23 protein-coding genes and 1 pseudogene are annotated in these 26107 nt (G+C 77.8%); 7 read left to right on the top strand and 17 right to left on the bottom strand.

Going from position 1 to position 26107, the window contains the following annotated elements; genetic code table 11:
- Nucleotides 1–21: 21 nt before the first annotated feature.
- From LO771_RS19335 to LO771_RS19270, 14 genes and pseudogenes are all read right to left on the bottom strand, one after another.
- Nucleotides 22–852 (bottom strand): hypothetical protein, encoded by an 831-nt coding sequence (locus LO771_RS19335; protein ID WP_230654165.1) that lies wholly within the window; start codon nucleotides 850–852, stop codon nucleotides 22–24.
- Between the two features lie 168 nt (nucleotides 853–1020).
- Complete coding sequence (locus LO771_RS19330; protein ID WP_230654163.1) at nucleotides 1021–2592, bottom strand: FAD-dependent oxidoreductase; 1572 nt, start codon at nucleotides 2590–2592, stop codon at nucleotides 1021–1023.
- A complete protein-coding gene (gene crtI, locus LO771_RS19325; RefSeq protein WP_230654161.1) occupies nucleotides 2589–4076 on the bottom strand; it encodes a phytoene desaturase family protein in 1488 nt (495 codons plus the stop codon). Before crtI ends, LO771_RS19330 begins: the two co-directional genes overlap by 4 nt.
- A 204-nt stretch (nucleotides 4077–4280) precedes the next feature.
- Nucleotides 4281–4682, bottom strand: a complete 402-nt coding sequence (locus LO771_RS19320) for an STAS domain-containing protein (protein ID WP_230654159.1) — start codon at nucleotides 4680–4682, stop codon at nucleotides 4281–4283.
- A gap of 29 nt (nucleotides 4683–4711) precedes the next feature.
- A complete protein-coding gene (locus tag LO771_RS19315) occupies nucleotides 4712–5770 on the bottom strand; it encodes a B12-binding domain-containing protein (RefSeq protein WP_230654157.1) in 1059 nt (352 codons plus the stop codon).
- Nucleotides 5771–5792: 22 nt separating this feature from the next.
- Nucleotides 5793–7475: a PP2C family protein-serine/threonine phosphatase gene (locus tag LO771_RS31395; protein ID WP_230654156.1), complete on the bottom strand. Its 1683-nt coding sequence runs from the start codon at nucleotides 7473–7475 to the stop codon at nucleotides 5793–5795.
- Nucleotides 7476–7729: 254 nt separating this feature from the next.
- Nucleotides 7730–8650, bottom strand: a pseudogene (locus tag LO771_RS19305) (hypothetical protein).
- A gap of 112 nt (nucleotides 8651–8762) precedes the next feature.
- Entirely contained in the window at nucleotides 8763–9197 is a 435-nt protein-coding gene (locus tag LO771_RS19300; RefSeq protein WP_230654154.1) for an SRPBCC family protein, read from the bottom strand.
- A 259-nt stretch (nucleotides 9198–9456) separates the two neighbouring features.
- The gene (locus tag LO771_RS19295; RefSeq protein ID WP_230654152.1) at nucleotides 9457–10869 is read right to left on the bottom strand and encodes an RtcB family protein; all 1413 of its coding nucleotides are present in this window, start codon (nucleotides 10867–10869) and stop codon (nucleotides 9457–9459) included.
- 116 nt (nucleotides 10870–10985) lie between these two features.
- Nucleotides 10986–11378 (bottom strand): archease, encoded by a 393-nt coding sequence (locus tag LO771_RS19290; RefSeq protein WP_230654150.1) that lies wholly within the window; start codon nucleotides 11376–11378, stop codon nucleotides 10986–10988.
- 95 nt (nucleotides 11379–11473) lie between these two features.
- A complete protein-coding gene (locus LO771_RS19285) occupies nucleotides 11474–11911 on the bottom strand; it encodes a DUF2267 domain-containing protein (RefSeq protein WP_230654148.1) in 438 nt (145 codons plus the stop codon).
- A 343-nt stretch (nucleotides 11912–12254) separates the two neighbouring features.
- On the bottom strand, nucleotides 12255–12638 hold the full coding sequence (locus LO771_RS31115; protein ID WP_230654146.1) for a chaplin: 384 nt from the start codon (nucleotides 12636–12638) through the stop codon (nucleotides 12255–12257).
- A gap of 110 nt (nucleotides 12639–12748) precedes the next feature.
- Entirely contained in the window at nucleotides 12749–14212 is a 1464-nt protein-coding gene (locus tag LO771_RS19275) for an MFS transporter (protein WP_374228201.1), read from the bottom strand.
- A gap of 377 nt (nucleotides 14213–14589) precedes the next feature.
- Complete coding sequence (locus LO771_RS19270) at nucleotides 14590–15711, bottom strand: PP2C family protein-serine/threonine phosphatase (RefSeq protein ID WP_230654143.1); 1122 nt, start codon at nucleotides 15709–15711, stop codon at nucleotides 14590–14592.
- 260 nt (nucleotides 15712–15971) lie between these two features.
- Here LO771_RS19270 and LO771_RS31110 point away from each other — a divergent pair, with 260 nt between their 5' ends.
- The 3 genes from LO771_RS31110 (at nucleotide 15972) to LO771_RS19255 (ending at nucleotide 18939) form a co-directional block, all read left to right on the top strand.
- Nucleotides 15972–17018, top strand: a complete 1047-nt coding sequence (locus LO771_RS31110) for a CAP family protein (RefSeq protein WP_304944840.1) — start codon at nucleotides 15972–15974, stop codon at nucleotides 17016–17018.
- A 173-nt stretch (nucleotides 17019–17191) separates the two neighbouring features.
- Nucleotides 17192–17524, top strand: coding sequence for a carboxymuconolactone decarboxylase family protein (locus tag LO771_RS19260; RefSeq protein ID WP_230654142.1), 333 nt, complete (start codon nucleotides 17192–17194; stop codon nucleotides 17522–17524).
- Nucleotides 17525–17535: 11 nt separating this feature from the next.
- The gene (locus tag LO771_RS19255; RefSeq protein ID WP_230654140.1) at nucleotides 17536–18939 is read left to right on the top strand and encodes a DUF2252 domain-containing protein; all 1404 of its coding nucleotides are present in this window, start codon (nucleotides 17536–17538) and stop codon (nucleotides 18937–18939) included.
- 76 nt (nucleotides 18940–19015) lie between these two features.
- Here the strand turns inward: LO771_RS19255 and LO771_RS19250 are convergent, their stop codons facing one another.
- From LO771_RS19250 to LO771_RS19240, 3 genes are all read right to left on the bottom strand, one after another.
- The gene (locus LO771_RS19250) at nucleotides 19016–19951 is read right to left on the bottom strand and encodes an aldose 1-epimerase family protein (protein ID WP_230654138.1); all 936 of its coding nucleotides are present in this window, start codon (nucleotides 19949–19951) and stop codon (nucleotides 19016–19018) included.
- Nucleotides 19952–20151: 200 nt separating this feature from the next.
- Nucleotides 20152–21540 (bottom strand): hypothetical protein, encoded by a 1389-nt coding sequence (locus tag LO771_RS19245; protein ID WP_230654137.1) that lies wholly within the window; start codon nucleotides 21538–21540, stop codon nucleotides 20152–20154.
- Nucleotides 21541–21922: 382 nt separating this feature from the next.
- The gene (locus tag LO771_RS19240; RefSeq protein WP_374228200.1) at nucleotides 21923–22369 is read right to left on the bottom strand and encodes a hypothetical protein; all 447 of its coding nucleotides are present in this window, start codon (nucleotides 22367–22369) and stop codon (nucleotides 21923–21925) included.
- Nucleotides 22370–22750: 381 nt separating this feature from the next.
- On the opposite strand from LO771_RS19240, the gene LO771_RS19235 reads away from it, so the two are divergent.
- The 4 genes from LO771_RS19235 to LO771_RS19220 all read left to right on the top strand — a co-directional run bounded on the left by LO771_RS19235 (nucleotide 22751) and on the right by LO771_RS19220 (nucleotide 25892).
- Nucleotides 22751–23209, top strand: a complete 459-nt coding sequence (locus LO771_RS19235) for a DUF6325 family protein (RefSeq protein ID WP_255744578.1) — start codon at nucleotides 22751–22753, stop codon at nucleotides 23207–23209.
- Between the two features lie 5 nt (nucleotides 23210–23214).
- Nucleotides 23215–23523 carry an SHOCT domain-containing protein gene (locus LO771_RS19230; RefSeq protein ID WP_230654135.1) on the top strand — a complete coding sequence of 103 codons (309 nt, stop codon included), beginning with the start codon at nucleotides 23215–23217 and terminating at the stop codon, nucleotides 23521–23523.
- Nucleotides 23524–23613: 90 nt separating this feature from the next.
- Nucleotides 23614–24246 carry a potassium channel family protein gene (locus LO771_RS19225; RefSeq protein WP_230654133.1) on the top strand — a complete coding sequence of 211 codons (633 nt, stop codon included), beginning with the start codon at nucleotides 23614–23616 and terminating at the stop codon, nucleotides 24244–24246.
- A gap of 155 nt (nucleotides 24247–24401) precedes the next feature.
- Nucleotides 24402–25892 (top strand): chloride channel protein, encoded by a 1491-nt coding sequence (locus LO771_RS19220; protein WP_374228199.1) that lies wholly within the window; start codon nucleotides 24402–24404, stop codon nucleotides 25890–25892.
- The last annotated feature ends 215 nt before the right edge of the window (nucleotides 25893–26107 follow it).

The following is a 26107-nucleotide window of genomic DNA, read 5'->3' as shown; positions in this document are numbered from 1 at the left end:
CGCGCCCCCGGGCAGGGTCGGTCAGCTCCCGGATCCCTCGTCCTTCAGGGCGCCGGCCGCCTGCTTCATCATGTCCTCCAGCGAGTACACGTCGGAGGCGGGCGGTGCCTGGATGCCCGCGTGCCGGCCCAGCTCGGAGTAGACGAACGCGGTGGTGGAGGTGCCCTTGGTGCCCTTGGCCGTCTGGACGTGCCGGACGACCTCGTCGTCGCCGTTGAGCCAGAAGTCGAGGGTGACCGAGGTGGCGCCCTGCTTCCGGTACATCTCCAGGGTCGACTTCCGCTGCTTGGCGCTGAGCTGCCGGGTGGCGGCCACGAGGTCCGCGACCGGGGCGGTGCCCTGGTAGTGGACGGTGTCCGCGGCGGCGACCTTCTCCTCGCCCACCTTCCTCAGCGTGCCGACGGCGACGACGGCGTCGAGGGCGGAGGACGGGTTGGCCTGGTCGACCCAGGCGCCCATCTGCCCGGTGTCGGCACCGGCCGTGGCGGGCCCGCCGCCCAGCTTCATCCAGTGCTTGCCGTCGTGGTCCGCGGCGTCCTTGTCGTCCCCGCCGAAGTAGAGGGTCGTACCGACCCACCGCATGCGGGCGGGACCGTCCTCGGAGGTGAAGGCCAGGTCCATGGCCTTGGCACCCGTCCAGCTCATCGCGCCCTTGGCGGTGCTCTTCCCGTCCTCGGGGTCCTGGGCGTCGAGGGTGAAGGCGGCGCTGCCCGCCTTGGCCATCACCGCGGAGGCGGCCTTCAGGGCGTCCGCGGGCGTCCGCTCGTCCTTCTTCTCCCCGCCGCAGGCGGACAGCCCGCCCAGCAGGACGCAGGCGGCGGCCGCGACGGCGGCGGTACGTATGGTGCGCATGTGTGCTGTTCCCCGGTAGTTCCTGTGCCGGAATCCGTTCCGGCCCGGGGAGCCTAGCGGACTGTCAGGACAACCCGCGGGGAATAAGAGCGCGCATCCCCGCAGGCCACGGGCGTGGGACCGCCGCTCCTGGGGAGCGGCGGTCCGGCGTGCTCACCTGACCCGCCGTCAGAAGCGGCGGGCCAGGGCGCGGAGCGGGGCGGAGCGGCCGGCGGTGGGCACGGACCACAGGTGCTGGCCCTGGACGCCCCAGCCCTGCAGCAGGTGGTTGGCGGCCTCGAAGCCGGTGGTGGCGGCACGCTCCATGAGCGCGCAGGGCACCCGGGTGCGGACGAGGTCGCCGGCCAGGACCAGCCGGGGGTGCGGGGTGCGGACCTCCGGGCGGTCCCCGTAGCCGCCGACGGGGAAGAGCGGGCAGTCGGCGCGCCACTCGTGGCGGACGTCGACCGTGCGGGCGGCGGCGGTCTCGGGGTAGATCCGGTGGAGTTCGGCGAGCAGCCGGTCCTCCACGGTCCGGCGGTCGGCGCCAGCGTCGACGGCGTAGGCGTGCAGCTCCACCACCGACCCGCCGGTGCGGTCGGCCCAGCGGCGGGCCTCGCCCTCCCAGCGGTCGAGGACGCTGACGTTGTCCAGCGGCCCGTAGCCGCTGGTGCCGAGGAAGCCGGGCCGGTCGGCGCGGACCGGGCGGTCCAGCCAGAGGCGGGAGACGAGGAACGGCGGCGCCTGGCGCAGCGTCCCGATCGCGCCCCGCCAGGCGGGGTCGCCGAGATCGGGCGACTTCGCCACGAGCTGCTGGAGGCCGCCGGAGTCCAGGGCGAGGACGACCGCGTCGTAGGCCTCGGCGGGGCCGCCGTCCGGCGCGACCTCGAAGCCGCCGCCGGCCAGCGGGTCGACGCGGCCGACGGCGGTGCCGGTGCGCAGCCGGGCGCCGTGGCGCTCCAGGTAGGCGGCCAGCGGGTCCCACAGGGCCTGCGGGAACGGCTCGGCGGGCACGTCGAAGAGCAGGCCCTCGCTGGAGCCGAGGAAGTAGATGTGGAACATCAGGGCCAGCTCGGCGGCGGAGAGCTCGCCCGGGTCGGCGAAGAAGCTGCGGGAGAAGACCTCGAACGCCAGGTGCCGGGCCTCCTCGGGGAAGCGCACGGCGTCGAGGAAGTCCTGCGCGCTGGTGCCGTCGAGGCGCTCATACACCTCGGGGACCCGCACGTCGAGCAGGGGCAGGGCGGCCACCGGGTCGATGCCGGCCAGGGAGGACCAGGTGAAGGTGGGGCTGAGCGCGGCGAAGCCGAGGGCGCTCCACGGCGGGGTGCGCGGCACGCGGGCGAAGCTGTCGCGGGCGCCGCCGCGGCGCTGGAGCGGGTAGTCGGGCAGCGGGACGAGCATCCCGAGGCCCGGGTCGGCGCGGCGCAGCAGTCCGCGCAGGTTGTAGTACTGGCGGAAGAAGGCGTGGAAGCCGCGGCTCATGGTGGCGGTGGAGCCGTCGGCGAGGGTGGTGGACCAGCCGGCCAGGCGCCCGCCGAGGGTGGGGCGGGCCTCCAGGAGGTCGACGCGGACGCCGCGCTCGGCCAGGGCGGTGGCGGCGGCCAGGCCCGCGATGCCGCCGCCGACGACGGCGGTGCGGGGGGCGGGTCCGGCGGCGCGGGGGCGGCCGGCGGGGGCGGGCCAGGTGCGGGCGCGGCGGTCGCGGCCGCGCCGGGGGGCCTGCGGCTGCGCCTGGGGCCGGAGGAGGTGCGGGGCGGTCATCGGCTTCCTCCGGTGATACGGGCGGCGGCGAGCTTGCCGGAGACCAGGACGGTGGGGACTCCGACGCCCGGCACGGTACCGCAGCCCGCGATGACGGCGTTCTCGGTGCCGTGCACCAGGTTCCGGGAGCGGAACGGGCCGGTCTGGGCGAAGGTGTGGGCGGCGGAGAAGGGCGTGCCGGCGGCGTGCCCCTGCGCGGCCCAGTCCGCGGGGCTGACGGTCCGTTCGACGCGGACGGCGTCGCCGAAGCCCTCCAGGCCGCGCTTCTCCAGCTCGGTGACGACCTCGTCGCGGTAGCGGGGGGCCAGCTCCTCCCAGTCCCGCGGGCCGGTCTCCAGGTTGGGGCAGGGCGCGAGGACGTAGTGGAGGTGGCGGCCGTCGGGCGCCAGCGAGGGGTCGGTGGCGGTCGGGCGGGTGATGAGCAGCGACGGGTCGGACATGAGGGCGCCGTCGCGGGTCAGCTCGCGGAAGGTGCGGTCCCACTCCCGGCCGAAGGAGATGGTGTGGTGGGCGAGGTCCGGCCAGGTGCGGTCGGTGCCGGCGTGCAGGACGAACGCGGACGGGGACCAGCGCAGCGGCACGGGCCGGCGCGGGGTGCGGCCGAGCAGGGCGTGGACGCCGGGCAGGTCGGGGGTGAGGACCACCGCGTCGCAGGGGATCCGCTCGCCGTCGGCGGTGAGCACGGCGGTGACCCGGCTCCCGCCGGGGCCGCGCTCCAGTCCGGTCACCTCGGCGCCGTACCGGAACTCCGCCCCGGCGCCGGCCGCGGCCTCGGCCATGGCGCGGGGCACGGCGTGCATGCCGCCGCGCGGGAAGTACACGCCGGCGACGGTGTCCATGTAGGCGATGACGGCGTACGCCGCCAGCGCCCGCTGCGGGGGGACGCCCGCGTACAGGGCCTGGAAGGAGAAGACGCGCTGCAGCCGCTCGTCGTGGAGGAACCGCCCGATGCGGGGGGCGAGGCGGCCGAAGCCGCCGAGGGCGGCGAGGCGGGCCAGATCGGGTCCGAGGAGGGAGAGCGGGGAGTCGAAGTTGGCGTCGATGAAGCTGCGCATCTGCACCCGGTACAGCTCGGTCAGCCAGCGGCGCAACCGCCGGTAGCCGACCGCCTCGCGGGCGCCGGCGAACCGCTCGACCTCGGCCTCCATGGCCGGGCCGTCGGTGTGGACGTCGAGCGAGGAGCCGTCGGCGAACCGGGCGCGGTAGGCGGGGTGCAGCGGGACGAGGTCGAGCATCTCGGCGCTGGAGCGGCCCACGGCGGAGAGCGCCTCGTCGAGCAGGTCGGGCATGGTGAGGACGGTGGGACCGGTGTCGAGGAGGTGCCCGTCGAGGTCCTCGCGGCCGGCCCGGCCGCCGGGGAGGGCGGCCCGCTCCAGGACGGTGACGCGGCGTCCGGCGCCGGTCAGGTGCAGCGCCGCGGACAGGCCCGCCAGGCCCGCCCCGACGACCACCACGTGGTCGGTAGGCCCCGGTACGGTCCGCATCGCCCCTCCTCACCCGGCGTGCCGCCCGGCACGCCCTCACCCTCTCGGCCGCCGTGCGGGCGGCCGGCCGTCCTCGGGACGGTACCGTTCGGACCGTATCGCGGGAGCGCCCCCCGGACCGCGGGACCCGCCGCAGCAGTCCGGCTCCTCGGCGCGGGGACCGCAGGGCGGGGGCTGCGGGACGGGTGCCGGGCGGACGCCGGATCAGCCGGTGCCGGACGGCGCGGAGTCCGCCAGCGAGGCGGATCCGGCGGCGGAGGCGGGGTCCTCGTCCTCGGCCGTGCGGGTGAGGTGGTCGAGGACGCCCGCGATGGAGAGGCGCTCCAGCGGCTGGCGGGCGGCGTTGACGACGCGGAGGCCGCCGGGCGCCGGGGCCGCACGGCGGGCGCGCAGCAGGCACACGATGCCGGAGGAGTCCATGAAGGTGACGCCGCCGAGGTCGACGACGAGGCGGTGCGTGCCGGGGGTGAGCGCCCGGCCGAGGGCGTGGTCGAGGTCCTCGCAGGTGTCGTAGTCCAGCTCGCCCTCCAGGACGAGGTGGACGGTGCCGTCGTCGCGGCGCGCCTCGGTGATGTCGAGTGCGGGCCGGTGTTCGGGGGCGTGCAACGGGTCGTCTCCTTCCTCGGGCTCGGGGGTCAGCGGGAGTGGGCGTGTCCGGCCTCCTCCAGGCCCTCCTTCCCGGCGGTGAGGTGCGCAAGGGTCCTCGGGAAGTCGTGCAGGGGGCCGGTGAGCGCGTCCACGGCCAGGTGGAGGCCGGCGGGGGGCACCCGCCGGGAGGCGAGGATGTGCGCGCTGAAGTCGAGGAAGCCGGTGAGGACGCGGGGGTCGTCGACGAAGACGCCCGCCGTGAGGAAGTCCAGCAGGTGGCCGAGGTCCTCCAGAGTGGCCTCGTGCTGGTGGTCGCTGTAGTCGCGCATGGCGGGGAACCGCTCGTGCAGGGTGTCGACGAGGTGCCGCAGCAGTTCGGGACGGCGCCGGACGAGCTGTGCGTACTCCTCGTCGGCGAGGTGCGGCAGCGAGACCGCGCCGTCGAAGGGCGGCGGCCAGGCACGCTGCAGCAGGTCGGCGGCGCCCGCGGCGTCGGACGCGTACAGGTCCGCGCCGAGGGCGGCCGCCCAGGACCCGTCGGGCCCGAAGCCGGGTCCGCCCGCGAGCACCGGCACCCCGGCGAGGCGGGCGGCCTCGACCATGCGGTGGGCGCGGGGCAGGCGCACCGGGAGCATGCAGGACAGGGCCGCCAGGTCCGGGCCGTGCTGGTGCAGGTAGGAGACCAGGTGGGGGGCGGGGACGTGGGCGCCGAGGAAGGTGACCCGGAAGCCGCGCAGCCGCAGCACCTCGGCGAGGATGCGGGCGGGCAGGGCGTGCCACTCGCCGTCGACGCAGGCCACCACGATGCTCCCGGCGCCCTCCTCGGCGGGGCGGCGGGTGGCGGCGGCGAGCGCGGCGACGGTCTGCTCGCTGACGTGGGTCGCGGCGTGCTCCTGGGCGACGCTCCACTCGGCGGAGGCCCACCGCTCCCCCACCGCGACCTGGGCGGGTGCGACCAGGTCCAGCAGGATCCGCTCCGGGGCCCAGCCGGCGTCGAGCAGGCCGAGCACGAGGGCGGCGGCTGCGTCCTCGTCGGCGCGGGCGAGGTGCGCGTCGTAGGCGGACCGGACGTCGGGGTCGAGGGCGGGTCGGGTGGCGGTGGTCACTCGGGTGCTCCTGGCTGAGGGGTCAGTCGGTGCGGGCGGGCGCCTGGAGGACGAGAACGGCGATGTCGTCGTGGGGGCGGCCGCCGAGCCACTCGGTGGCGAGGAGCTCGACGCGCTGGGCGACGGCGCCGGCGGGCATGCCCCGGCAGGTGCCGAGGTCCCGGACCAGCCGCCGTTCCCCGTACATCTCGTACCCGGCCGGGCCGCCTCGGGCCTCGGTGACGCCGTCGCTGTACAGCAGCACCAGCTCCCCGGGGGCGAGGTGGATCTCGGCCTGGTCGAAGATCGGGTCGGGCAGGGCGCCGACCAGCGTGCCGCCGATCTGCACCGGCTCGACCCGGCCGTCGTCGCGCAGCACCAGCGGCGGCAGGTGGCCGCCGCCGGCCAGGACCACGTCGAGGCCGCCGTCGGCGGCGGAGCGGGCGGAGCCGGTCACCAGGGTGGTGAAGCGGGCCTCCCCCGCGTCCAGCAGCGCCTGGTTGAGCAGGTGCAGGACGCGGACCGGCCGGATCTCCACCAGGGCCAGGGTGCGCAGGCTCTGCCGCACCCGGCCGGTGAGGACCGCCGCCTCCACACCCTTGCCGCAGACGTCGCCGAAGAAGAAGTCCAGGCCGCCGCCGGGGCGGGGGTCGACCTGGTAGAAGTCGCCGCCGATCCGCAGGGCCTCGCGCGCCGGGCGGTAGGCGGCGCCCAGCCGCACGCCGTCGGCGGCGGGCAGCGCGGCGGGCTCCAGGCCCGACTGCAGCACGGAGGCGGTGTGGGACTGCTGCGTGTAGAAGGCGGACGCGGCCAGCGCGATGCCGGCGCGGGAGGCGAACTGGCGCACCAGCTCGGTGTCGACCGCGGTGAACCCCTCGCGGTCCGGGCCGCGGGCCAGGACGAGGGCGCCGGCGGGGACGCCGTTGCCCGGCAGCGGGATGACGAGCGCCTCGCCGCCCTCGCCGAGCTGCTGCGGGACGACGCCGAGGTCCTCCAGCTCCTGCCAGGGGCAGGCGGTGGGCTCGGGCTCCAGGCCGGACAGGGCGTCGGCGACCCGCGGCACGCCCTCCAGCACGGCGGCCGCGATCCGCCCGGCGACGGGCTCGGGGGTGTGCGGGCCGAAGCGGTGCCAGGTGGTGCGGTTGCCGCGCAGCGGCAGCACCACGACGGCGCTGTCGGCGAGCACGGGGACGGCCGTGCGGACCAGGGTGCGGACGGTGCGGCCGTGGTGGAGGGAGGCGCCGAGCTGCTTGCCGGCCTGGGCGAGGAAGGCCGACCGGGACCGCTCGGCCAGCAGGGCGTCCTCCCGCTCGCGGACGGCGCTGTCGTCGCGGACCAGCCACACGGTGCGGCCGTCCCAGGCGGTGCGGCGGCCGCTGAGCCGCCGGCCGAGGAAGTCGGCGTCGAAGGCGTCGGAGCCGTCGCCCGCAGCTGCCGCGAGGGGGCCGGCGGCGGGGGCGCCGAGCACCTCCCCCACCCGCAGGCGGGGGAAGAGCCGCCCGGCGGGGGCGTTGGTGCGCAGGACCACGCCGTCGGCGTCGCAGACGACCACGGCCTGGTCCACGAGGTCCAGCAGGCCCTCCTCGGGGTGCGCCGGGGCCTGCTGCGGTGCAGCGGGGGCGGGGGGCGCCGCCGGGGCGGGGCGCCGGGCGCCGCGGGCGGGGCCTCCGGCCTCCCTGAGGTCGCCGGGGGCCGGCTGGGCGGTCCTCTCCGTGTGCTCCGTCACCGGCGCCGACCCGGGGCGGTGGCGCGGGACGCGAGGAAGGGGCGGGCCGCCGCCTCCGCCGTGCTGTTCCCCATCTCTCCACCTCCGCCTGTCGTCGGTCCGTCTCCGGTCGCAGATCCGTTACCAAGGGCAACGGTACGCCCTTCCGGGTGTCCCCCGCGAATGTGCGGCAGGTGTGCGTGGCGCGTCCGCGGGCGGCGGGCGGGACGGCCCGGCCGCCGCGCGACGGGCCGCGCCGGCCGGGCGGCGGGGCCCTACCCGACGAGCCTCCTGCGCCAGTCCAGCGGCGTGACCGTGAGGGCACGCCCGGGATCGCCGTCCTACTCGACCGGCAGGCCGACCGCCCCGAAGGCCTCGGCGACCTCCCGGCCGACGGCCGCCGTCGTCTCCCGGGATCCGTCGAACCCGCCGTACAGCAGCGTCAGCCCGTGCCCCGCCGCAGCACCCCTGGTGCACTGGGAGTGGAAGGAGACGAAGCCGCGGGCGTCCGGCGCGCCGGCGGCACCGATCTCCGCGCCGCCGCAGGTGCGGCAGCAGGTGAAGTGCTCCCGTGCCGTGATGCCCGCCTCCTCCAGCGCCGCGAAGGCCCGGGTGAGCCGCTCCGGGTCCGTCTCGCCCTCCCAGGCCGCCTGCTCCTCGACGCGCTCCAGCCACATCCGGTCGGCCAGGTGCTGCGCCTGTTCGCGGGAGACCGGGCGGCGGTCGCCGGAGACGAGGTGGTCCTCGGCCGCCTCCGCCAGCTGCGCCCGCGTGGCGTAGCCGCCGACGAGCACGGCGCGGACGTGCTCCTCGAGCCGCCTGCGGTCGTCGTCGTCGAGGTCGAGCGGCGGCGGGGGCGGCGGGACGGGCCCCAGGTCGAGCGGGGACCAGTCCGGTCCGGCGTCCCAGCCGTCATCGCGGCGGGCCCAGGCGGTCATCGCGGCGGCCACCGGCTCTGGCCCGTCGAGCGTCGCGGCGACGTGGCGGTCGGGCGCCCCGGCGCGGTGCTCCAGGGTGTAGCCGCCCCCGGCCTCGTGCCACACCTGGACGAAGACGTCGGGGAGGTCGGGGACCGGCTGGACGACCAGGAACCGGTCGCCCGCGCCGCCGATCCGGCGGACCAGGCCGGCGAGTTCCTGCGCGGTCGGCCGGACGTGCCGCCGTCCGTCCTCCGTGCGCACGGTGATCTCGAGCATGGCGCGCATTCTGGCACGGGCCGCCGACGGCCCCGGGGGCCGCCGGCCCCTGCCGGGGACTCCGGCGGGACTCCGGCGGTGCGGCCCGGCGGCCGGCCGGCGGAGAGCCCGGCTAGCCGCGCAGGAGGCCGTCGACGGCGCGGCCGAAGAGGAGGCGGCCCGCCCAGCGGGACGGCGCGTCGAAGAGGGCGGGCACGCCGCGGACGCGGGCCTCCTCGGTCCACACGACCCGGGAGCCGGCGCCGTGCGGTGCCACCTCGATCTCGGCCCAGCCGGTGACCGTGCGGCCGCGCTTCTCCAGGCGGCAGCGGCCGGGCCGGCCGGCGGCGGGCGGCTCCCAGGCGACGACCTCCATCGGGTCGTCGAACCCTACGCCGCCCACGGCGGTGCGGGCGGTGAAGGCGGTGCCGGCCCGGTTGGGCGGCGGGGTGGTGACGGTGATCCGGGTCATGGGCACGTGGGCGGCGTGCCGCTCCCAGTCGGTGAGGCGGCGCCAGGCCTCGTCGGGCGGCAGGGCGGTGAGGCGTTCGATGCGGAAGGGGGCCACGGCGCGAGCATAGGCCCGGCGGGCCGCGCCGGGGGCGGGGCCGCGCCGGGCGGCGGGGCGCCGGGGCGGGGCCGGGGTGCGCGGGCCGGGCGCCGGGGGCGGGTCCGGGCGCCGGGGGCGGGTCCGGGCGCCGGGGGCGGGTCCGGGCGCCGGGGGCAGGTCCGGGCGCCGGGGGCAGGATGGCGGACGGCCTCGCCGCGCCGGGTGCAGGGGCGGCGCCGCGACACGGCGCCGGGGGCGGGCCGCCGGGGTCCGGGGCTCAGCCCTTGACGACGCCGAGCGGGACGAGCCGGGCGACCGGGCGGCACAGCCCGGCGCCGGCGGCCGCCGCCACCACGGCGTCGACGTCCTTGTACGCCCCCGGGTGCTCCTCGGCCAGTCCGCGCCAGGAGGAGGGCCGCACGGCGATGCCCGCCGCCTCCATCCGGTCGCGCAGCTCCCGGCCGCTGACCCCGCGGGCGGCCTGGTGGCGGCTCTGCACCCGGCCGGCGCCGTGGCAGGCGGAGTGGAAGGCGCGGCTTCCCGCCACCCCGGTGAGGACGTGGGAGGCCGTGCCCATGGTGCCGGGGATGAGGACGGGCTGCCCGACCGGCCGCAGGTCCGGCGGCAGGTCGGGGTGGCCGGGCGGCAGCGCGCGGGTGGCGCCCTTGCGGTGGACGCACAGCCGGGTCGGGACGCCGCCGACGGCGTGCTCCTCCAGCTTGGCGAGGTTGTGCGAGACGTCGTAGACCAGGGAGAGCCGGGCGTCCGCGACGGCGGAGAAGACCCGGCGGGCGGCCTCGGCGAGCATATGGCGGTTGGCGCGGCCGTAGTTGGCCGCGGCGGCCATCGCGCCGAGGTAGGCGCGACCCTCGGGCGACTCCACGGGGGCGCAGGCGAGCTGCCGGTCCGGCACCCGGATCCCGTACCGGGGCATGGCCTGCTCCATCCGCCGCACGTGGTCGCCGCAGATCTGGTGGCCCAGCCCCCGCGACCCGCAGTGGATCATCACGCAGACCTGGTCGGGACCGAGGCCGAAGACGGCGGCGGTCGCCTCGTCGTACAGCTCGGCGACGCGCTGCACCTCCAGGAAGTGGTTGCCGGAGCCGAGGCTGCCGACCTGCTGCATCCCGCGCTCCAGGGCCCGGTCGCTGACCTGGGCGGGGTCGGCGCCGCCGACCGCGCCGCCGTCCTCGCAGCGCTCCAGGTCGCCCGGTTCGCCGTGGGTGCGCTCCAGGGCGCGGCGGGCGCCGCCGGTGAGCAGGCGCAGCAGCTCGCCGCGGTCCGGCGGGGTCCAGACCGCGCCGCGGGTCATGCCGCGCGGGACGGCCGGGTCGAGGGCGTCCATCAGGCTGCCGAGGACGGGCGCCAGCTCACGGGCGGTGGTGTCGGCGGCGAGCAGCCGGACGCCGCAGGAGATGTCGAAGCCGACACCGCCCGGGGAGACCACGCCGCCGCGGGCGGGGTCGGTGGCGGCGACGCCGCCGATGGGGAAGCCGTACCCCCAGTGCACGTCGGGCATGGCGTACGAGGCCTCGACGATCCCCGGCAGGGTGGCGACGTTGCGGACCTGCTCCAGCGACTGCCCGGCGTCGCGGAGGAGGTCCCGAGAGGCGAACACCACGCCCGGGACGCGCATCCCGCCGCGCTGCTCGACCCGGAACTCGTAGGGGCCGGTCTGGGTGAGGTCCATGGCGGTCCCGGGGTACCCGCGGGGGCGGGCCCGAAACGGCGGGTCCGGCCGGGACCCGGGGCGGGGGTCGGCGGGCGCGGCAGGGCCCGGCGGGGGGCGGCGGGATCCGGCGGCGGTCAGACGTCCACCGTGAAGGAGCAGGACCAGCCGTCCCCCGCGCCCATCCGCAGCCCGTGCAGCGACACCGCCTTGGGCAGGGCGCCGACGGCCTCGACCTCCCCGGTGCCGGCCATGGCCAGCCGCACGTCCAGCCCGCCGCCGGGGACGGGGGCGGCCTCCACCGCGACCGGCAGTTCGCCCGCCACGTCGAGGCGGTAGACCACCTCCTCCAGCAGGGCCACCAGCAGGTCCTCGTCGGGGGCCGGAGGGAGGCGGAGGGAGGCGGTGCGGTGCGGCCGGGCCGCCGCGCGGTCGGCGAAGGCGTCGACGAGTCCGGCGACGGCCTCGGCGAGGCAGCCCTCGCGGTCGGGTGCCCACGCCTCGACGCGCAGGTCGGCGGTGTGCGGCACGGTCCGGTGCCCGGCCGGCCGGCGCCGCCCGGCGGGAGGCCCGGGCGACGGGGAGCCGGGGGGAGGCCCAGGGGCCGGAGGTCCGGCGGGCGGGGTCAGGCCGTGGACCACGGCGCGTCCTGCGTCCGTGCCTCGGGCAGCAGTTCGCGGATGTCGTGCGGGAGGACGTGGCCGAGCTTCCGCATCAGCTCGGGCGAGAGGGAGGCGTCGAGGACGTCGAGGACGGCGCCCGCCTCGCGGAGGGCCACCTCCTCGTCGGTGCCGGACCGCCAGGCGATGCGCCCGGCGAAGGTCGTCAGGTCGAACCGCTCGCCCCGCCGCCGCTCGTCCCGCGAGGCGCCGTGTCCGACGGCGGCGCGCAGCAGGTACTGCCCGAGGGAGGGCGGCAGCTGGGCGGCCATGTGCTCGGCGAGGCCGACGGGCACCCGTTCCCCGAGGGTCTCCAGGGTGGCGCGGGCCGCGCGCTCCGCCGCCGCGCGGTCCGGCAGCGCGCCGCGCGCCCGGACCTGGCCGATGAACTCGTCGTGGTGCATGGGACCGGCCTTCCGTCGTCGAACGGTCGCCGGGCGGCCCGCCGCAGCGCGTCGGATCCGTCGCAGCGCGTGCGGGCCGCCGCCGCGCTGTCCGAGGGTCGCGTGTCCACAGGGAGCCGGCCGAAACCCCGCCGGGCCGCCGGGACCGGGAACGGGCCTGCGGAGAGGCCCGTGGCGGGATCCGCGAAGGCGCGGCGCAGAGGCGGCGAAAAGACGGCGAAAAGGCGGCTCCCGCCCGAGCAGGTGCTCGGACGGGAGCCGTACCCACCGGCGAACCGTGCTGCCGCGCCGACAGCGCGCCGGGCCGGGGGGTGGGGGTGGTGGTGCGTGAGGGACGGAGGACCTACCAGTCCTTGCCGCCCTCGTGGCCGCCGTGGCCGCGCTCGCCGCCCTCGTGGCCGCCGCGGCCGCGCTCGCCGTACTCGCCGCCGAAGCCGTGGCCGTAGCCGCGGCCGAAGCCCTCACGGCCGTAGCCGCGGCCGAAGCCGCCCTCGGCGTTGATGCAGGTGTTGCCGCCGACCGGGTTGAGCGCCGCGAGGACGTTGACGCCCAGGCCGCAGACGTTGATCGGGACGTCGATCGGGATCTGGACCAGGTTGCCCGACAGGACGCCGGGGGAGCCGACGGCCGCACCCTGGGCGCCGGAGGCGCTGGCGGTGCCCGCAGCGGTGGCGGTCAGGCAGCCGGCGACGGCGGCCAGGACGGCAGCCTTGGTGATCTTGTTCATCGAGGAGCTCCTCAGGTGAAGAAGTGGTCGCCTACTGGTTAACCGATCCGACGCCGCGTCAGCGCGCGGCGCACGCACTCTCACCCGGATAGCCCGCCCGTACGCCCTGATCAGCCCAGACGCCGCCCCCCGCCGGGAGCAGCGGCCGCGCCGCCCGGCTCCGGCTCCGCGCCCGCCCCCGGCGGCCGGCCCTGCACCCGGCCGGTCCCGGCGCGCCCGCGGCCGCCCGCCACGTCCACGAGGGCGGCCACCAGGGCCAGCAGCACGAACCCGGTGGCCACCGCGATGCCGCGCTGGAAGGCGCCGGCCCAGTCGCCGCCGTGGGAGTTCAGGTGGGCGAAGAAGACGGAGCCGACCGCGGCGATGCCCACGGCCGAGCCGATGCGCTGGCCCGTCTGCAGGACGCCGCCCGCGCTGCCCGCCCGGACCACGGGGACCTCGCTGAGCGTGAGGGTCTGGTTCGGGGTGATGACCAGCCCGCTGCCGACACCCGCGAGGAGCAGCGGGGCGAGGGTCGCCAGGCCCGCCGAGTGCCCCGGGACCAGGTGGACGGCGAGGGCCGCGCCCGCCATCCCGACCGCGACCAGCACCAGCCCCCAGGCCACCAGCGGCCGGCCCATCCGGTTGACCACCCGGCCGCCGGCCGCCGCCGCGACGGCCGAGCCGAGCGCGAAGGGCGTGATCGCGAGTCCGGCCTGCAGGGCGCTGTAGTGCAGGCCGTTCTGCAGGTAGAGCGTGAACATGAAGAAGATCGCGGTGAAGCCCGCGAAGTACACCAGGGAGAGCAGCGCCCCCAGCGCGAAGGACCGGGCGCGGAACAGCCGCAGGTCCACCAGCGGCTCGGCGCGGCCCGCGTACCGGAGCTCCCAGAGCGTGAAGGCGGCCAGCAGCAGGGCGGCGGCCGGCAGCAGCAGCCACTTGCGGGCGCCGGGCCACTGCTGCTCCTGGACGAAGGGCAGCAGGAGCGCCACCGTGCCCGCGCCCAGCAGGAGGACGCCCACCGGGTCGAAGCCGCGGTCGCGCCGGACGGCCGCGCCGTCCCCGGCCCCCTGGGCCCGGGGGCCGGGCAGCAGCCGGTACGCGACCGGCAGGGCGGCCACGCCGATCGGCAGGTTGACGTAGAAGACCCAGCGCCAGCCCTCCTGCACCCCGAAGGCCTGGATGAGCAGCCCGCCCAGCAGCGGCCCGATCGCGGTGGAGACGCCGACGGTGGCGCCGAGCAGGCCGAAGGCCCGGCCCCGCTCCTCGCCCCGGAAGAGCTGCTGGACGAACCCGGACACCTGCGGCATCAGCAGGCCGCCGGCCAGGCCCTGGAGCAGGCGGGCGCCCACGAGCCAGACCTCGTTCTGCGCGGCGCCCACCAGGGCGCTGGCGGCGGTGAAGAGGGCGAGGCCCGCCATGAAGACGGCCCGGCGGCTGCGGACGTCCCCGAGCCGCCCGGCGGGGACGAGGACCAGCCCGAAGGCGAGGGCGTACCCGGAGAGCACCCACTGCAGGGCGCTCTCGGAGGTGTGCAGGCCGGACCGGATCGACGGCAGGGCGACGTTGACGATGCTGACGTCGAGCAGCGTCATGAAGGCCGCGATCAGGCAGACGGAGAGGGCCTGCCAGCGGTGCGCGGCCTGCGGGCGGCCGCCGCCGCCGGGCCTGCCGAAGACGGCGGATGCTGTGCTCACGGGTGGGCCTTTCGGGCGTCGTCGGGCGGCGCCGGTCGCAGGACGCCGGGCGCCGCTCCCTGCCTGGTCTGCTGCCCCGGCTGGTCGCCGGGATGCGGGGCGGGGGTGGCGTCAGGGTTCGGGCCGCAGGGCCGGGGCGGATGCACGGCGGGGTCGGCGGCAGGCGGCAGGCGGCAGGCGGCAGGCGGCAGGCGGCAGGCGGCAGGCGGCAGGCGGCAGGCGGCAGGCGGCAGGCGGCAGGCGGCAGGCGGCAGGGCGACGGTACGGCGGCGCGGTCAGGCGGCGGCGGTGCGGCGGACGAGGAGGACGGCGATGTCGTCGCGGTGCACCCCGGCCGTGTAGCTGTCCAGGTCGTCCCGGAGCGCCTCGGTCACCTCCGGGACGCTGCGGCCCGCCCAGCGCGCGAGGCGTTCGGTCAGCGGGTAGAAGGAGCCGTGCCGGTCCCGGGCCTCGGTGACGCCGTCGGTGCAGAGCAGCAGGGCGCTGTCCCGCGGGAAGTCGAACCAGGCGACGGTGCGGGGGACCGCCGCCAGGCGCTCCAGCCCCAGGGGCACGCCCGGCTCGCCGAGCGGCACGGTCCGGGCGCCGTCCCCGTCCAGCAGGTGCGGCGTGATGTGCCCGCAGTTGACCGCCTGGCAGGAGGTGGCGCCGTCCACGCCGAGCACGAGGGCGGTGACGAACCGTTCCTGCTCGCCCTCCCCCAGGGCGTAGGTGTTGTGCCGGACGACGGCGTCCTCCAGGGCGTCCACGACGGCGGTGAGCGTCGGCTCGCGGTACGCCGCCTCCCGGAAGGCGCCGAGCACCGCGAAGCCGGTCCCGATCGCGGCGAGGCCCTTGCCCTGGACGTCGCCGATGAGCACCCGGCTGCCGTACGGGGAGGCGACCACCTCGTAGATGTCGCCCCCCACCAGGATGTCGCTCTCGACCGGGTCGTAGAGGCCGCCGACCAGCAGCCGGTCGGTCAGGAGCGGCAGCGGGCGCAGGATCTGCCGCTGGAGGGCTGCGGCGGTGGACCGCAGGCGCCCCAGCTCCTCCTCACGGTGGATGCGGCGGCGGCACGCCTCCACGCTGAGCCCGCCCAGCACCGCGCAGAAGCCGGCGGCCACCAGGCTGGTCACCCCGCTCCGGTCCGACAGGTAGCTGTAGGCGGTCGAGACGGCGGCGGTCGCCCAGACGGCGGCGAGCACGGTCTGCGCCACCGTGCCGAAGATCGCGGCGAAGGCGGGGAGGAAGGCGAGCAGCGGGGCCAGCCGGACGTCGACGCCGAGCAGGACGCTGCTGCCGAGGACCAGGGCGGTGACCGCGACCAGGGTCGCGAGGACGGCCCTGAGCGCCGTGCCGCGCCGTCCGTGCGGACGCCGCCTTCGTCCGCCCCGGGGCCGCAGCGGCGTCCTCACGGGCGCCGCCGGCCGTCGGGGCCTGCAGGAAGGGTGGATCGCATCCTGCTGCGCTCCTCTCCGGGTCCCACGGCCGATCCTCGCCCGCCGGTGCGCCCTGCCGCCTCCCCGGATCCGTGCCGTGTCGGCCGGACGGGTGAACCCGGGGCGCTCTGCCACGCCGCCGGTCGGAGCAATCGGCGGGCCGGGGGCGCCGGGTGGGGTGGACTGCGTCACCCGGCCGTGCGCGGACGCGGCGCCGCCCGATCTGGAGGTTGTCCATGAACAGGCCGAACCGGCAGAACCGGCTGAACCGTACGACGAGGCTGGGCGCCCTGGCCGCCGCGGCGGCCCTGGCGGGACTGGCCGCCGCCCCGGGACCGGCCCGGCCCGCCCTCCCGGACGCCACCTCGCAGCGCTTCCTCCAGGAGGCGCTCCAGGCCGTGAACTCGGTGCGGGCGCGGCACCACGCGCCGCCGGTGGTCCTGGACCGGCGACTCACCGAGTACGCGGAGCAGCGGGCCCGCGAGGTCTCCCGGTGGGAGGGCCTGTCCGCCCGGCGCGGGGCCCCCGCACCCGGCACCGGGGAGGACCTGTACTGGAGCGGCAGCTCGGTCCGGGTGGTGCGCACCGCCGGGGAGGCGGTGGACGCCTGGTACCGCGAGGCCCGGGCGTACGACTTCGGGCACCCAGGCACCTCGCGCGGGACGGGCCGCTTCACCCAGCTGGTCTGGCGGGCCACCACGCGGATCGGCGCGGCCCGGGTGGCGGGGCGGGGCGCGCACTGGTTCGAGACGTACGTGGTCGTGGTCTTCCGCGGCGCCGGGAACGTGCCCGGGCAGTACGGGCGGAACGTCCTGGCCGCCGACCCCGGCCCGGCGGGGGGCTCCGGACCGGGCACGGGCCCGGGTCCGCGGCCGGGTGCGGGGAACGGGCCCGGCGCGGGCGGCGGTCCGGGGAACGGCGGCGGTCCGGGAGCGGGGAGCGGGACCGGCGGACCGGGTGCGGGCGGCGGGACCGGTGGCGGTACGGGTCAGGGCGGAAGCGCGGGACAGGGCGGCGGCACGCGGCCCGGCACCGGCACGGGCACGGGCACGGGGAACGGCACCGGCACCGGGAGCGGTACGGGGAGCGGCAGCGGGGCCGGGGCCCAGCCGGGCACGGGGAGCGGGAACGGCGTCGGGAACGGCGCCACCGGCGCCACCGGCACCCGGCCCGGCACGGGCGCCGGGGGCCGTCCGGGGGCCGGTAGCGGTCCGGTGACGGCACCGGGAGGCGGCTCCGCGGCCGCCCCGGCGCCGGAGGCGGGCCCCGTCGTCGGCAGCTGACGCCCCGCCCGCCGCAGCCGCGGCCCCTCCGGCGGGAGGGGCCGCGGCCCGCGGGGGCGGCGGGTCCCCGGCGCCCCGCCCGCCACGGACTGCGGGAGGCAGCCGCCGGGAGGAGACTGGGAGTGTCCGCCCCGCAGGGACGGCACGACGGGGGCAGGACGAGGAGGCGCCGGATGACCACGAGCCGCCCGCTGACCACCGAGGAGCTCCTGGGCGTGCTGGCCCGGGGCGACGCGCAGCTCATCGAGGGGCTCACCACGATGACGGCGGGCGCCTTCGAGCGTTCGGGCCTCGACGAGGAGACCTACCTGCTGATACGGATCGCCGCCCTGATCGCCATGGACGCCTCCCCCGCGTCCTACCTGGTCAACCTGGGTGCAGCCGTGCACGCCGGGGTGCCGGCGGAGAGGCTGGAGGGCGTCCTGGTGGCCCTGGCCCCCCTGGTCGGCAGCGCCCGCACCGTCACCGCGGCCGGCAACATCGTCCAGGCCTTCGACCTCCACTGAGCGGGCACGCCATGACCGGTACGACGGCCGCGGGCCGCACCCCCCGGGAGCGGGCCGCCCGCGGCAAGGCCGCCCGGGCGCGCACCCCGCGCTCCCTGCACGGCGAGTTCACCCCGGCGCGGGGGCGGCCGCACCCGGTGGACGTCGTCGAGCGCCAGTCCGCGACCCGGCTGCCCGAGCTGGTGCCGATCCGGTACGGGCGGATGACGGAGTCGCCGTTCCGCTTCTACCGGGGCGCCGCCGCGATCATGGCGGGCGACCTGGCCGGGACGCCGGACTCCGGACTCACGGCGCAGCTCTGCGGCGACGCGCACCTGCTCAACTTCCGGCTGCTGGCGACGCCCGAGCGGCGCCTGGTCTTCGACATCAACGACTTCGACGAGACGCTGCCGGGCCCGTGGGAGTGGGACGTCAAGCGGCTGGCGGCCAGCCTGGTCATCGCGGGCCGCGCCAACGGGTTCGACCGCCGGGAGCGGTCGTCCGTGGTGCAGGGCGCCGTGCGGTCGTACCGGGAGTGGATGCGCTCCCTGGCCCTCATGGGCAACCTCGCCGTCCACTACGCCAAGGCGGACGCGGAGGAGCTGCAGGTGCTGCTCCGCGGCCGGCTGCACGAGGCGGGGCGCCGGCAGGTCTCCCGGGCCGTCGCGAGGGCCCGCACCCGCGACAATCTGCAGGCGTTCGGGGCGCTCACCCGGCTGGTGGACGGCGAGCGCCGGATCACGCCCGACCCGCCGCTGGTCGTCCCGGTGGCCGACCTGCTGCCGGACCTGGAGCGCGGCGCCCTGGAGGACCGGATCCGCGGGCTGATCCTCAGCTACGGCCGCACCCTCCAGTCCGACCGGCGGCAGCTGCTGGAGCAGTACCGGATCGCGGACATGGCCCGGAAGGTGGTCGGGGTCGGCAGCGTCGGCACGCGCTGCTGGATCGTGCTGCTGCTGGGCCGCGACGACGGGGACCCGCTGCTGCTCCAGGCCAAGGAGGCCGACCGGTCGGTGCTCGCGCCGTACGCCGGGGAGAGCGCGTACCCGAACCAGGGCGAGCGGGTCGTCTCCGGGCAGCGGCTGATGCAGGCCGCCAGCGACATCTTCCTGGGCTGGGAGCGGGTGAGCGGCATCGACGGGCGGCCGCGCGACTTCTACGTCCGCCAGCTGCGGGACTGGAAGGGCATCGCCGTGCCCGAGGCGATGGCGCCGCGCGGGATGCGGGTCTTCGGCGAGCTGTGCGGGGCGACGCTGGCGCGGGCGCACGCCCGGTCCGGCGACCGGATCGCGATCGCCGCCTACCTGGGGTCGGGCGACGTGTTCGACCGGGCGCTGGTGCGGTTCGCCGAGAGCTACGCCGACCTCAACGAGCGCGACCACCGGGCCCTGGTGGAGGCCGTGCGCAGCGGGCGGGTCGCGGCCACGCGGGCGTGACGCGGGCGCGGTAGGGCCACGGCGCCGGCACGGGCGCGGGGCCCGTGCCGGCGCGGCGGCCGCGGGGCACGGCACGTCAGGCGCGCCAGGGGGTGAGCCCCCACCGCAGGACGTGCCGCTCCCCCGGGGCCAGCACGACGAGGTCCGTGCCGCTGCGGAAGGCGTCGGGCGGGCAGGACATCGGCTCGACCGCCAGGCCGCGGCGCCGCGCGCCCTCCGCCAGGGTGTCCCCGGTGAAGAGCTGGACCGCCCGGACGCCCTCACCGAGCCACAGGTCGGTGCCGTGCTCCCCCGACGGGTGGGCCAGGCGCACCGCAGGGCGGCCGCCGGGCCCGGCCTCCAGGCCGGTGTAGGCGGTGTCCAGCTCCAGCGCGCCGACGGGGCGCGGGGTGCGGAAGTCGTAGGGCGTGCCGTCCACGGGCTCCGGGTCGCCGACCGGGGTCCCCCGGTCGCCGGTGCGCAGCCGGAGGCGGGCGGGCACGGTGAGGACGGCCTCGTCGACCAGGTCCGTGCCGGCGGTGAGGTAGGGGTGCTGGCCGATCCCGTAGGGCGCGGCGGCGCCGGAGCGGTTGCGGGCCGTCACCGCGACCTCCAGGCCCCCGGGTCCGAGCGCGTACTCCGCGCGGACGTCGAGGCGGAAGGGGTACCCGGGCTGCGGCCAGACGGTGGCGCCGAGGACGACCCGGTCCTCCCCGTGCTCCAGCGGCTGCCAGGAGGTCCACCGCAGCAGGCCGTGGATGGCGTTGCCGCGGGCGGGCTCGGTGAGCGGCAGCTGCTGCTCGCCGCCCTCCCAGGGGTAGCGGCCGTCGGTGATCCGGTTGGGCCAGGGCACCAGGAGCTGGCCGCGGCCGCCGCTGATCCGGTCGTCGGCGGCGAAGCCGTCGAGCACCGGGCGGCCGCCGGCCTCGTAGTGGCGCAGCGCGGCCCCCAGCTCCACGACGACGGCGCTCTGGTCGCCGCGGGCGATGCGGAACTGACGGCCGGTGGGCGTGTCGTCGTCCGTCTGCGGCATCCGGCGCCTCCCTCTCGGCTGCGGGATCTCCCGGGGGACCTCGCGCGGGCGGGCCGCCGCGGTGCGGCCCGTCGGGACACCGTACCCGGGGGCGGCCGCCGCGCGGCCCCGGCGCGGCGGGTGTCGCAGGGCCGTGTGCGGGGGGCGCGCCGGAGCCGGCGACGGGGCCGTCGGGGAACGTCCGGGACCGCCCGGGGCCGTCAGGGGCCGGTGTCCAGGAACTCGCGGACGGCGAGGGCGGCGAGCACCGCGGCGGCGGTCCAGAGGACGACCCCCCACGTCGGGTACGACCAGGTGAGGAGCACGACCGCGGCCACGGCGAGGATCAGCGCCCCGATCCAGCGCTTGCGGCGGTGGACGAACCGGCCGACCGGGCCCGTGCGCATCCCGGCCGAGGCGGCCGCGCCGCGCAGCGCGCCGACCGCCCGGGCGCACCCCGAGCGGACGGCCACCGCGGGCCGCGAGGGGCCCTCCAGCCAGGCGCCCAGGGCGGTGACGGCGGCGAGGGCCCCGAGCGCCCGCACGGCGGCCCGCAGGAACCGCACCAGCGCGTCGAAGACGGCCCCGGCGGCGGCCTGGGAGGTGCCGGGCGGGAGGCGGTCCAGGTAGAGGGCGCGGAAGGCGCTGAGGGAGAGGCCGAGGACGAGCATGGCCGCGGTGACGCCGAGGGCGGCGCCGAGCAGGGCCCGTCGGCGGTCGGCGGCGAGCAGCACCCCGCAGGCGGCGAGCAGCAGGGCCGCCACGGGGAGCCAGGTGCCGGCCAGCTGGAGGAGGCGGATCCCGGTGCGGAGCCTGCCGACGTCCTTCGAGGCGAAGACGGTGATGGTCGTGTGGACGACCGGGATCTTCGCGGCGGGGGCGAAGCCCGCCTTGACGAGTTCGTCCTTGGCCCGGGCGATGACCGGTCCGATGTCGACGGTGACCTGGTTGTCGGTCAGCGCGACGGCGCCCCCGCCCTTCCCGGAGAGGGCCTTGTCGAAGGAGGCGTGGGCCGCCCGGTTGGCCTCGGTCCAGACGGTCGCGAAGGCGCTGCTGGTGACCACCTTGTGCACGGCGTTGCCGACGAGGTCGCTCAGCCCGCTGGTGATGGGGCCGCTGAGGCGGGTGATCAGGTCGGCGGCCTGCGGGGGGACGCCCTTCTGCTGCGCGGCCTTCGCGAGCTGGTCGACCAGGCCCTTGACGTCGATCCGGGCGACGATCTCGGCGGTGGCCCGGTTGGTGACGGCCTGCTGGACGGCCGGGTCGGAGGCCAGGGGCGCGACGGTGGCGACGTACCGGTCGGTGTCGTCGACGATGCTGTCCGCCCAGACGGCGACGACGGCGAGCAGGGAGAGGAGCGAGGCGGCCAGGATCAGCAGGAAGGAGGAGAGCGACCGCAGGCGGTGGTGGCGGGCGGGGGGCGGACCGGCGTGCTCCAGCACCTCGACCCGGTGGCGCAGCTCGTCCAGCTCGCGCGGCCCGCCCGGGTGGTCGGGGCCGTCCGGACGGTGGGGGCCGTCCGGGCCGTCCGGACGGTGGGGGCCGTCCGGGCCGTCCGGGCGGGCGGGGCCGCGGGGTTCCGGCGGGGGGCCGGGGGCGTGGTCCGCCATGGTCGGCCTCCTGCGTCCGGTGGGGGTGGCGGGCGGTGCGGTGCGGCGGGCGGACCCGGCGCGGGACGCGGCGGCGGGGATGCGCCGGTACCGGTCCTCCCGTCGACGGAACCACCGGTGCGGCGGGGCGGCACGCCGTGGGCGGCTCCGGCTGCTCCGTCCGGGGCGGGGATCCGGCGGACGGCCCAGCGGCCCGGACGGCGGGGGCGGCGGTCGGGGGCGGCGGTGCGAGGGTCCGGGGGCGGGAGGGGCCGGACCGAACAGGGGCCGGACCGGGCAGGGGCCCGGGCGACGGGTAGCGGGCGGCGGGCGGCGGGCGGCCGGGCACGGGACGGCCCCGGCCGGGCGGAGCCGGCCGGGGCCGCAGGAAGGCGGCGGGAGGTCAGGCCTCGGCCGCTCCCTCGCCGGTCCGGGCGACCAGGGCCCAGATGATGACGACGTCGAGCGCGATCACGACGATGGCCCACAGCGGGTACCAGGGGAGCCACGCGAAGTTGGCGAGCATGCTCAGTCCGGCGAGCGCGACGCCGACGACGCGCGCCCACATGGCGCCGGTGAACAGGGCACAGCCCGCGAGGGCGACCAGGACGCCGAGGATCAGGTGGATCCAGCCCCACCCGGTGAGGTTGAACTGGTAGACGTAGTTGCGGGTGACGACCAGCAGGTTGTCCTTGGCGAGGGCGGAGATGCCCTCGAAGATCGCCATCAGGCCGGCGAAGATCATGAGGACGGCGGCGAACATCGTCCAGCCCGTCACCATGGTGTTGACGCCGGTGGTGGCGCGGGGAGCCGTACCGGCTGCACCCGCCCCGCTCACATGACTGGCCATGTCGTACTCCTCCGGGGTGAGAGAAGACCTCACGCCGGCCGGTCGGGCCGGACGGCGACCCCCGTGTCCAGCGTGGCACCGGTTCACCCGGTCGGCATCCCCGTGGACCCGCCCGGCTCACGGACGTGCCCTACGGCCCAGCCGAAAGGCCCAGGCGGGAGGGCCCTCCCGCCGCCCGCGGCGGGCGGCCGCGGCACGCGGCCGTGACGTGCGGCCGGGTCCGGCCGGTGGTGCAATGGCGGGGGCGGCGGGACCCCCGCCGCCGCGGGACCGTCCGGGGCCCGCCCCGCGCAGGCGGCCGGTGCCGCCGGAGGCCCCGGACCCCGGGACGACCGCACTCCTGAACGGCGAGGAGCCGACGTGAGCGACGACGTGGACGAGATGGGGCCCATCGACTACCTGGTCGTGGAGTTCCCCGGCGGCCGGACGACCGGTGAGGGGATGCCGCTGCTGGTCGACCTCGTCGACCGGGGCGTCATCCGGCTCCTCGACCTGGCGTTCCTGCGCCGGGAGGCCGACGGCTCCGTCACCGCGCTGGAGCTGGCCGACCTCGACCGCGGCGGGCGGCTCGACCTGGCGGTCTTCGAGGGCGTCTCCTCGGGGCTGCTCGGCCGGGACGACCTGGACGAGGCGGCCGCCGCCCTGGAGCCGGGCAGCTCGGCGGCGGTCGTGGTCTACGAGAACCTGTGGGCGGCGCCGCTGGCCGCCGCCCTTCGCCGGTCCGGGGCCCGCATGGTGGCCGGGGGCCGCATCCCGGTCCAGGACGTCCTGGCGTCGCTGGACGCCGCAGAAGCAGCGCCGGGGTCCGCAGGCGGCCCCCGGCCCACCGTGGGGAGGTGAGGAGCGTGCCCGGACTGATCCGCGGGGTCGCCCGCACGGCCGTGATCTCGGGGACGGCGACCGCCGTGTCCAACCGGGTGTCGCGGCGTCAGGCGGGCCGCTGGGCCCAGCAGGAGGCCGCCCAGCAGGCACCGGTGCAGCAGGCACCCGCGCAGGAGGCGCCGGCTCCGGCGCCCGCCGCGGCGCCCGGACCGGGCGGCGACCCGGTCAGCCGGAAGATCGACCAGCTCAAGGAGCTCGCCGAGCTGCGGGAGCAGGGCGTGCTGACGGACGCCGAGTTCGAGGCGCAGAAGCGGGCCGTGCTCAGCGGCTGAACCGCCGCGCCCGCCGCCCGCGGCGGGCGGCCCTCCCTGACCGGCCGTCGGACGCGGGCCGGCCACGGCAACGGAAGGGGCGAAGGACTCATGCCGGACAACGGGGGTTCCGACCCCGGGGCACCGCCCGGCGTCCCCGGCGGACGGACGAGCCCGTGGCTGGTGCTGCGCTCGCTGGCGAGCTCGGCCGCGACGGTCGCCATGCTGGTCGCCCTCTACTCCATCGCCCCGCTGGACACCCCCGTCGACGCCTGGACGGCGCTGGCGCTCGTGGCCGGGCTGCTGGTCTTCGGTGCCGTGGTCGCCCTCCAGGTGCGGGCGATCGTCCACGCGGACCACCCGCGCCTGCGGGCGATCCAGGCGCTCTCCTGCGTCATCCCGCTGTTCCTGCTGCTCTTCTCCGCGACGTACTTCATGATCGCCCGCAGCACGCCGGACTCCTTCACCGAGAGGCTGGGCCGCACGGACGCGCTGTACTTCACGATCACCGTCTTCGCGACGGTGGGCTTCGGCGACATCGCCCCGGTGACGGCGGACGCCCGGATCGCGACCACGGTCCAGATGGTGCTCGACGTGCTCCTCGTGGGCGTGATCGCCAAGGTGCTCCTGGGCGCGGTGCAGATCGGCCTGCGGCGCCGGGGGGCGCAGACGGGGTCCGCCGGGACGGAGGAGGCCGCCGGAGACCCGGGCGGCACGGGCGGCACGGGCGGCACGGGCGGCTGAGGGCGCGGGTCCCCTGCCGTACGGCCCGGGGCGTCCGGGACCCGGGCGGGTGCCCCGGGAGGCGGCTCCCGGGGTGCCGGAAGCCCGCCGGTCGCCGACGCTGGGGGAAGGTGCCGGCCGCGCCCCCGCGGCCGAACGGGCGAGGAGACGCGCGGATGGCCCAGTCGAGCAGGGACCCGCAGGGGCCGGCCTCACCGAGGGGGGCGCAGGCCGGAGCGGTGGAGCGGGAGGCCGTCCGGCCGGTCCAGGCCCCCGAGACCGTGGAGCTCCACGACCTGCTGCGGACCTCAGGCTACCGGCGCATGCTGCTGCTGTCCGCCCTGGTGGGCATCCCCGTGTCGCTGCTCGCCTTCGGGTTCGTCGCCCTGGAGCACGAGATGCAGCACGGCGTGTGGGTGTCCCTGCCGCACGCGCTCGGCCTGTCCGCCCCGCCCTGGTGGTGGCCGCTGCCGTGCCTGACGCTGGCCGGCCTGCTGGTGGCGCCGTGCGTCACCCGGCTGCCCGGCCACGGCGGGCACGTCCCCGCGGCGGGGTTCGGCGCGGGCGGGCCCTCGCTGCCGTCGCACGTGCCGGGCGTGGTGCTGGCCGCGCTCGCGAGCCTCTCCCTCGGCGCGGTGCTGGGCCCGGAGGCGCCGCTGATGGCGCTGGGCAGCGGGCTGGCGCTGGCGGTCGTGCGGTCGGCGCGGCGGGCCGAGGCGCCGCAGCTGGTCACGGTCCTGGGCACGGCGGGTTCGGCCGCGGCCATCTCGACGATCTTCGGCAGTCCGCTGGTGGCGGCGGTGCTGCTGATCGAGGCGGCGGGCATCGGCGGGCCGCAGCTGTTCGCGCTGATCCTGCCGAGCCTGCTGGCCAGCGGGGTGGGCGCGCTGGTCTTCACCGGGTTCGGCCGGTGGACGGGGCTGGACGTCGGCTCGCTGAAACTGCCGCTGGGGGCCCCGGTGCCCCACCTGGACACGGGCGACTTCCTGTGGGGGCTCCCGCTGGCCGCCCTCGTCGCCGCCGGTGTGGCGGGCCTGACCACGCTCGGCCGCCGCACCGCCGCCTGGACGGGGCGGCGCACCGTGGAGCGGACCGTGCTGTGCGCGGCGGCGGTCGGCATCTGCATCGCCGCGTACGCGCTGGCGACCGGGCGCGACCCCGCCGAGGCCGCCCTCTCCGGCCAGAGCACCCTGGCCGCGCTGGCGGGCGACCCGCACGCGTGGCCGGTCTCGGCGCTGCTGCTGCTCGTGCTCTTCAAGGGGCTGGGCTGGGCGGTCTCACTGGGCAGCCTGCGCGGCGGCCCGATCTTCCCCTCGATCCTGCTCGGGGCCGCGTTCGGGACGGCGTGCTCGGGCCTGCCCGGCTTCGGCACGGTGCCGGCCATGGCCGCGGGGCTCACCGCGGCCGCCACTGCCGTCATGCGGCTGCCGGTCTCGGCCGTGGTGCTCTCCTCGCTGCTGCTGGGCAAGGACGCGGCGGAGGACATCCCGCTGGTCGTCCTCGCGGCGGTTGTGGGCTTCGCCGTCGGCGAGCTGCTGCGCAACCGGACGCACGGGGAGGACGCGGCGGCACCGGGGGCGCCGGGGGCGCCGGGGGCGGGGGCCCCGGGGGCGCCGGGGGCGGGCGGTGGACCGGGGCCGGGCGGACCGGCGCGGACCGGACCGTGACCGCCGCCCGTGCGCCCGCCGCCCGGCTGCGGCGGCGGGACCCGGACCCCCACCGGACACCGCGCAGCTGGAGCGGGCCGTCGCGGTGTTCGAGGCGGCACAGGCCGCGGCGGTGGACCGGGCCTCCCCGGCCGACCCGGAAGCCGGACGGGGGGCGGGGCACGGCAGCGGCCCCGGGCCGGGCCCGCGGGTTCGGGCCGCACGGGGAGGCGGTG

Origin of the sequence: Streptacidiphilus sp. ASG 303 (assembly GCF_020991365.1) — a bacterium.
Lineage (GTDB): Bacteria > Actinomycetota > Actinomycetes > Streptomycetales > Streptomycetaceae > Peterkaempfera.
This window is presented reverse-complemented; position numbering and strand designations above follow the sequence as displayed.

What these genes read in the sequence shown, in the direction of transcription:
- LO771_RS19335 (WP_230654165.1), bottom strand. Translation starts at nt 852, where the DNA reads ATGCGCACCATACGTACCGCCGCCGTCGCGGCCGCCGCCTGCGTCCTG.
- LO771_RS19330 (WP_230654163.1), bottom strand. Translation starts at nt 2,592, where the DNA reads ATGACCGCCCCGCACCTCCTCCGGCCCCAGGCGCAGCCGCAGGCCCCC.
- crtI (WP_230654161.1), bottom strand. Translation starts at nt 4,076, where the DNA reads ATGCGGACCGTACCGGGGCCTACCGACCACGTGGTGGTCGTCGGGGCG.
- LO771_RS19295 (WP_230654152.1), bottom strand. Translation starts at nt 10,869, where the DNA reads ATGGACCTCACCCAGACCGGCCCCTACGAGTTCCGGGTCGAGCAGCGC.
- LO771_RS19285 (WP_230654148.1), bottom strand. Translation starts at nt 11,911, where the DNA reads ATGCACCACGACGAGTTCATCGGCCAGGTCCGGGCGCGCGGCGCGCTG.
- LO771_RS31115 (WP_230654146.1), bottom strand. Translation starts at nt 12,638, where the DNA reads ATGAACAAGATCACCAAGGCTGCCGTCCTGGCCGCCGTCGCCGGCTGC.
- LO771_RS19275 (WP_374228201.1), bottom strand. Translation starts at nt 14,212, where the DNA reads ATGACGCTGCTCGACGTCAGCATCGTCAACGTCGCCCTGCCGTCGATC.
- LO771_RS31110 (WP_304944840.1), top strand. Translation starts at nt 15,972, where the DNA reads ATGAACAGGCCGAACCGGCAGAACCGGCTGAACCGTACGACGAGGCTG.
- LO771_RS19260 (WP_230654142.1), top strand. Translation starts at nt 17,192, where the DNA reads ATGACCACGAGCCGCCCGCTGACCACCGAGGAGCTCCTGGGCGTGCTG.
- LO771_RS19255 (WP_230654140.1), top strand. Translation starts at nt 17,536, where the DNA reads ATGACCGGTACGACGGCCGCGGGCCGCACCCCCCGGGAGCGGGCCGCC.
- LO771_RS19250 (WP_230654138.1), bottom strand. Translation starts at nt 19,951, where the DNA reads ATGCCGCAGACGGACGACGACACGCCCACCGGCCGTCAGTTCCGCATC.
- LO771_RS19245 (WP_230654137.1), bottom strand. Translation starts at nt 21,540, where the DNA reads ATGGCGGACCACGCCCCCGGCCCCCCGCCGGAACCCCGCGGCCCCGCC.
- LO771_RS19240 (WP_374228200.1), bottom strand. Translation starts at nt 22,369, where the DNA reads ATGGCCAGTCATGTGAGCGGGGCGGGTGCAGCCGGTACGGCTCCCCGC.
- LO771_RS19235 (WP_255744578.1), top strand. Translation starts at nt 22,751, where the DNA reads ATGGGGCCCATCGACTACCTGGTCGTGGAGTTCCCCGGCGGCCGGACG.
- LO771_RS19225 (WP_230654133.1), top strand. Translation starts at nt 23,614, where the DNA reads ATGCCGGACAACGGGGGTTCCGACCCCGGGGCACCGCCCGGCGTCCCC.
- LO771_RS19220 (WP_374228199.1), top strand. Translation starts at nt 24,402, where the DNA reads ATGGCCCAGTCGAGCAGGGACCCGCAGGGGCCGGCCTCACCGAGGGGG.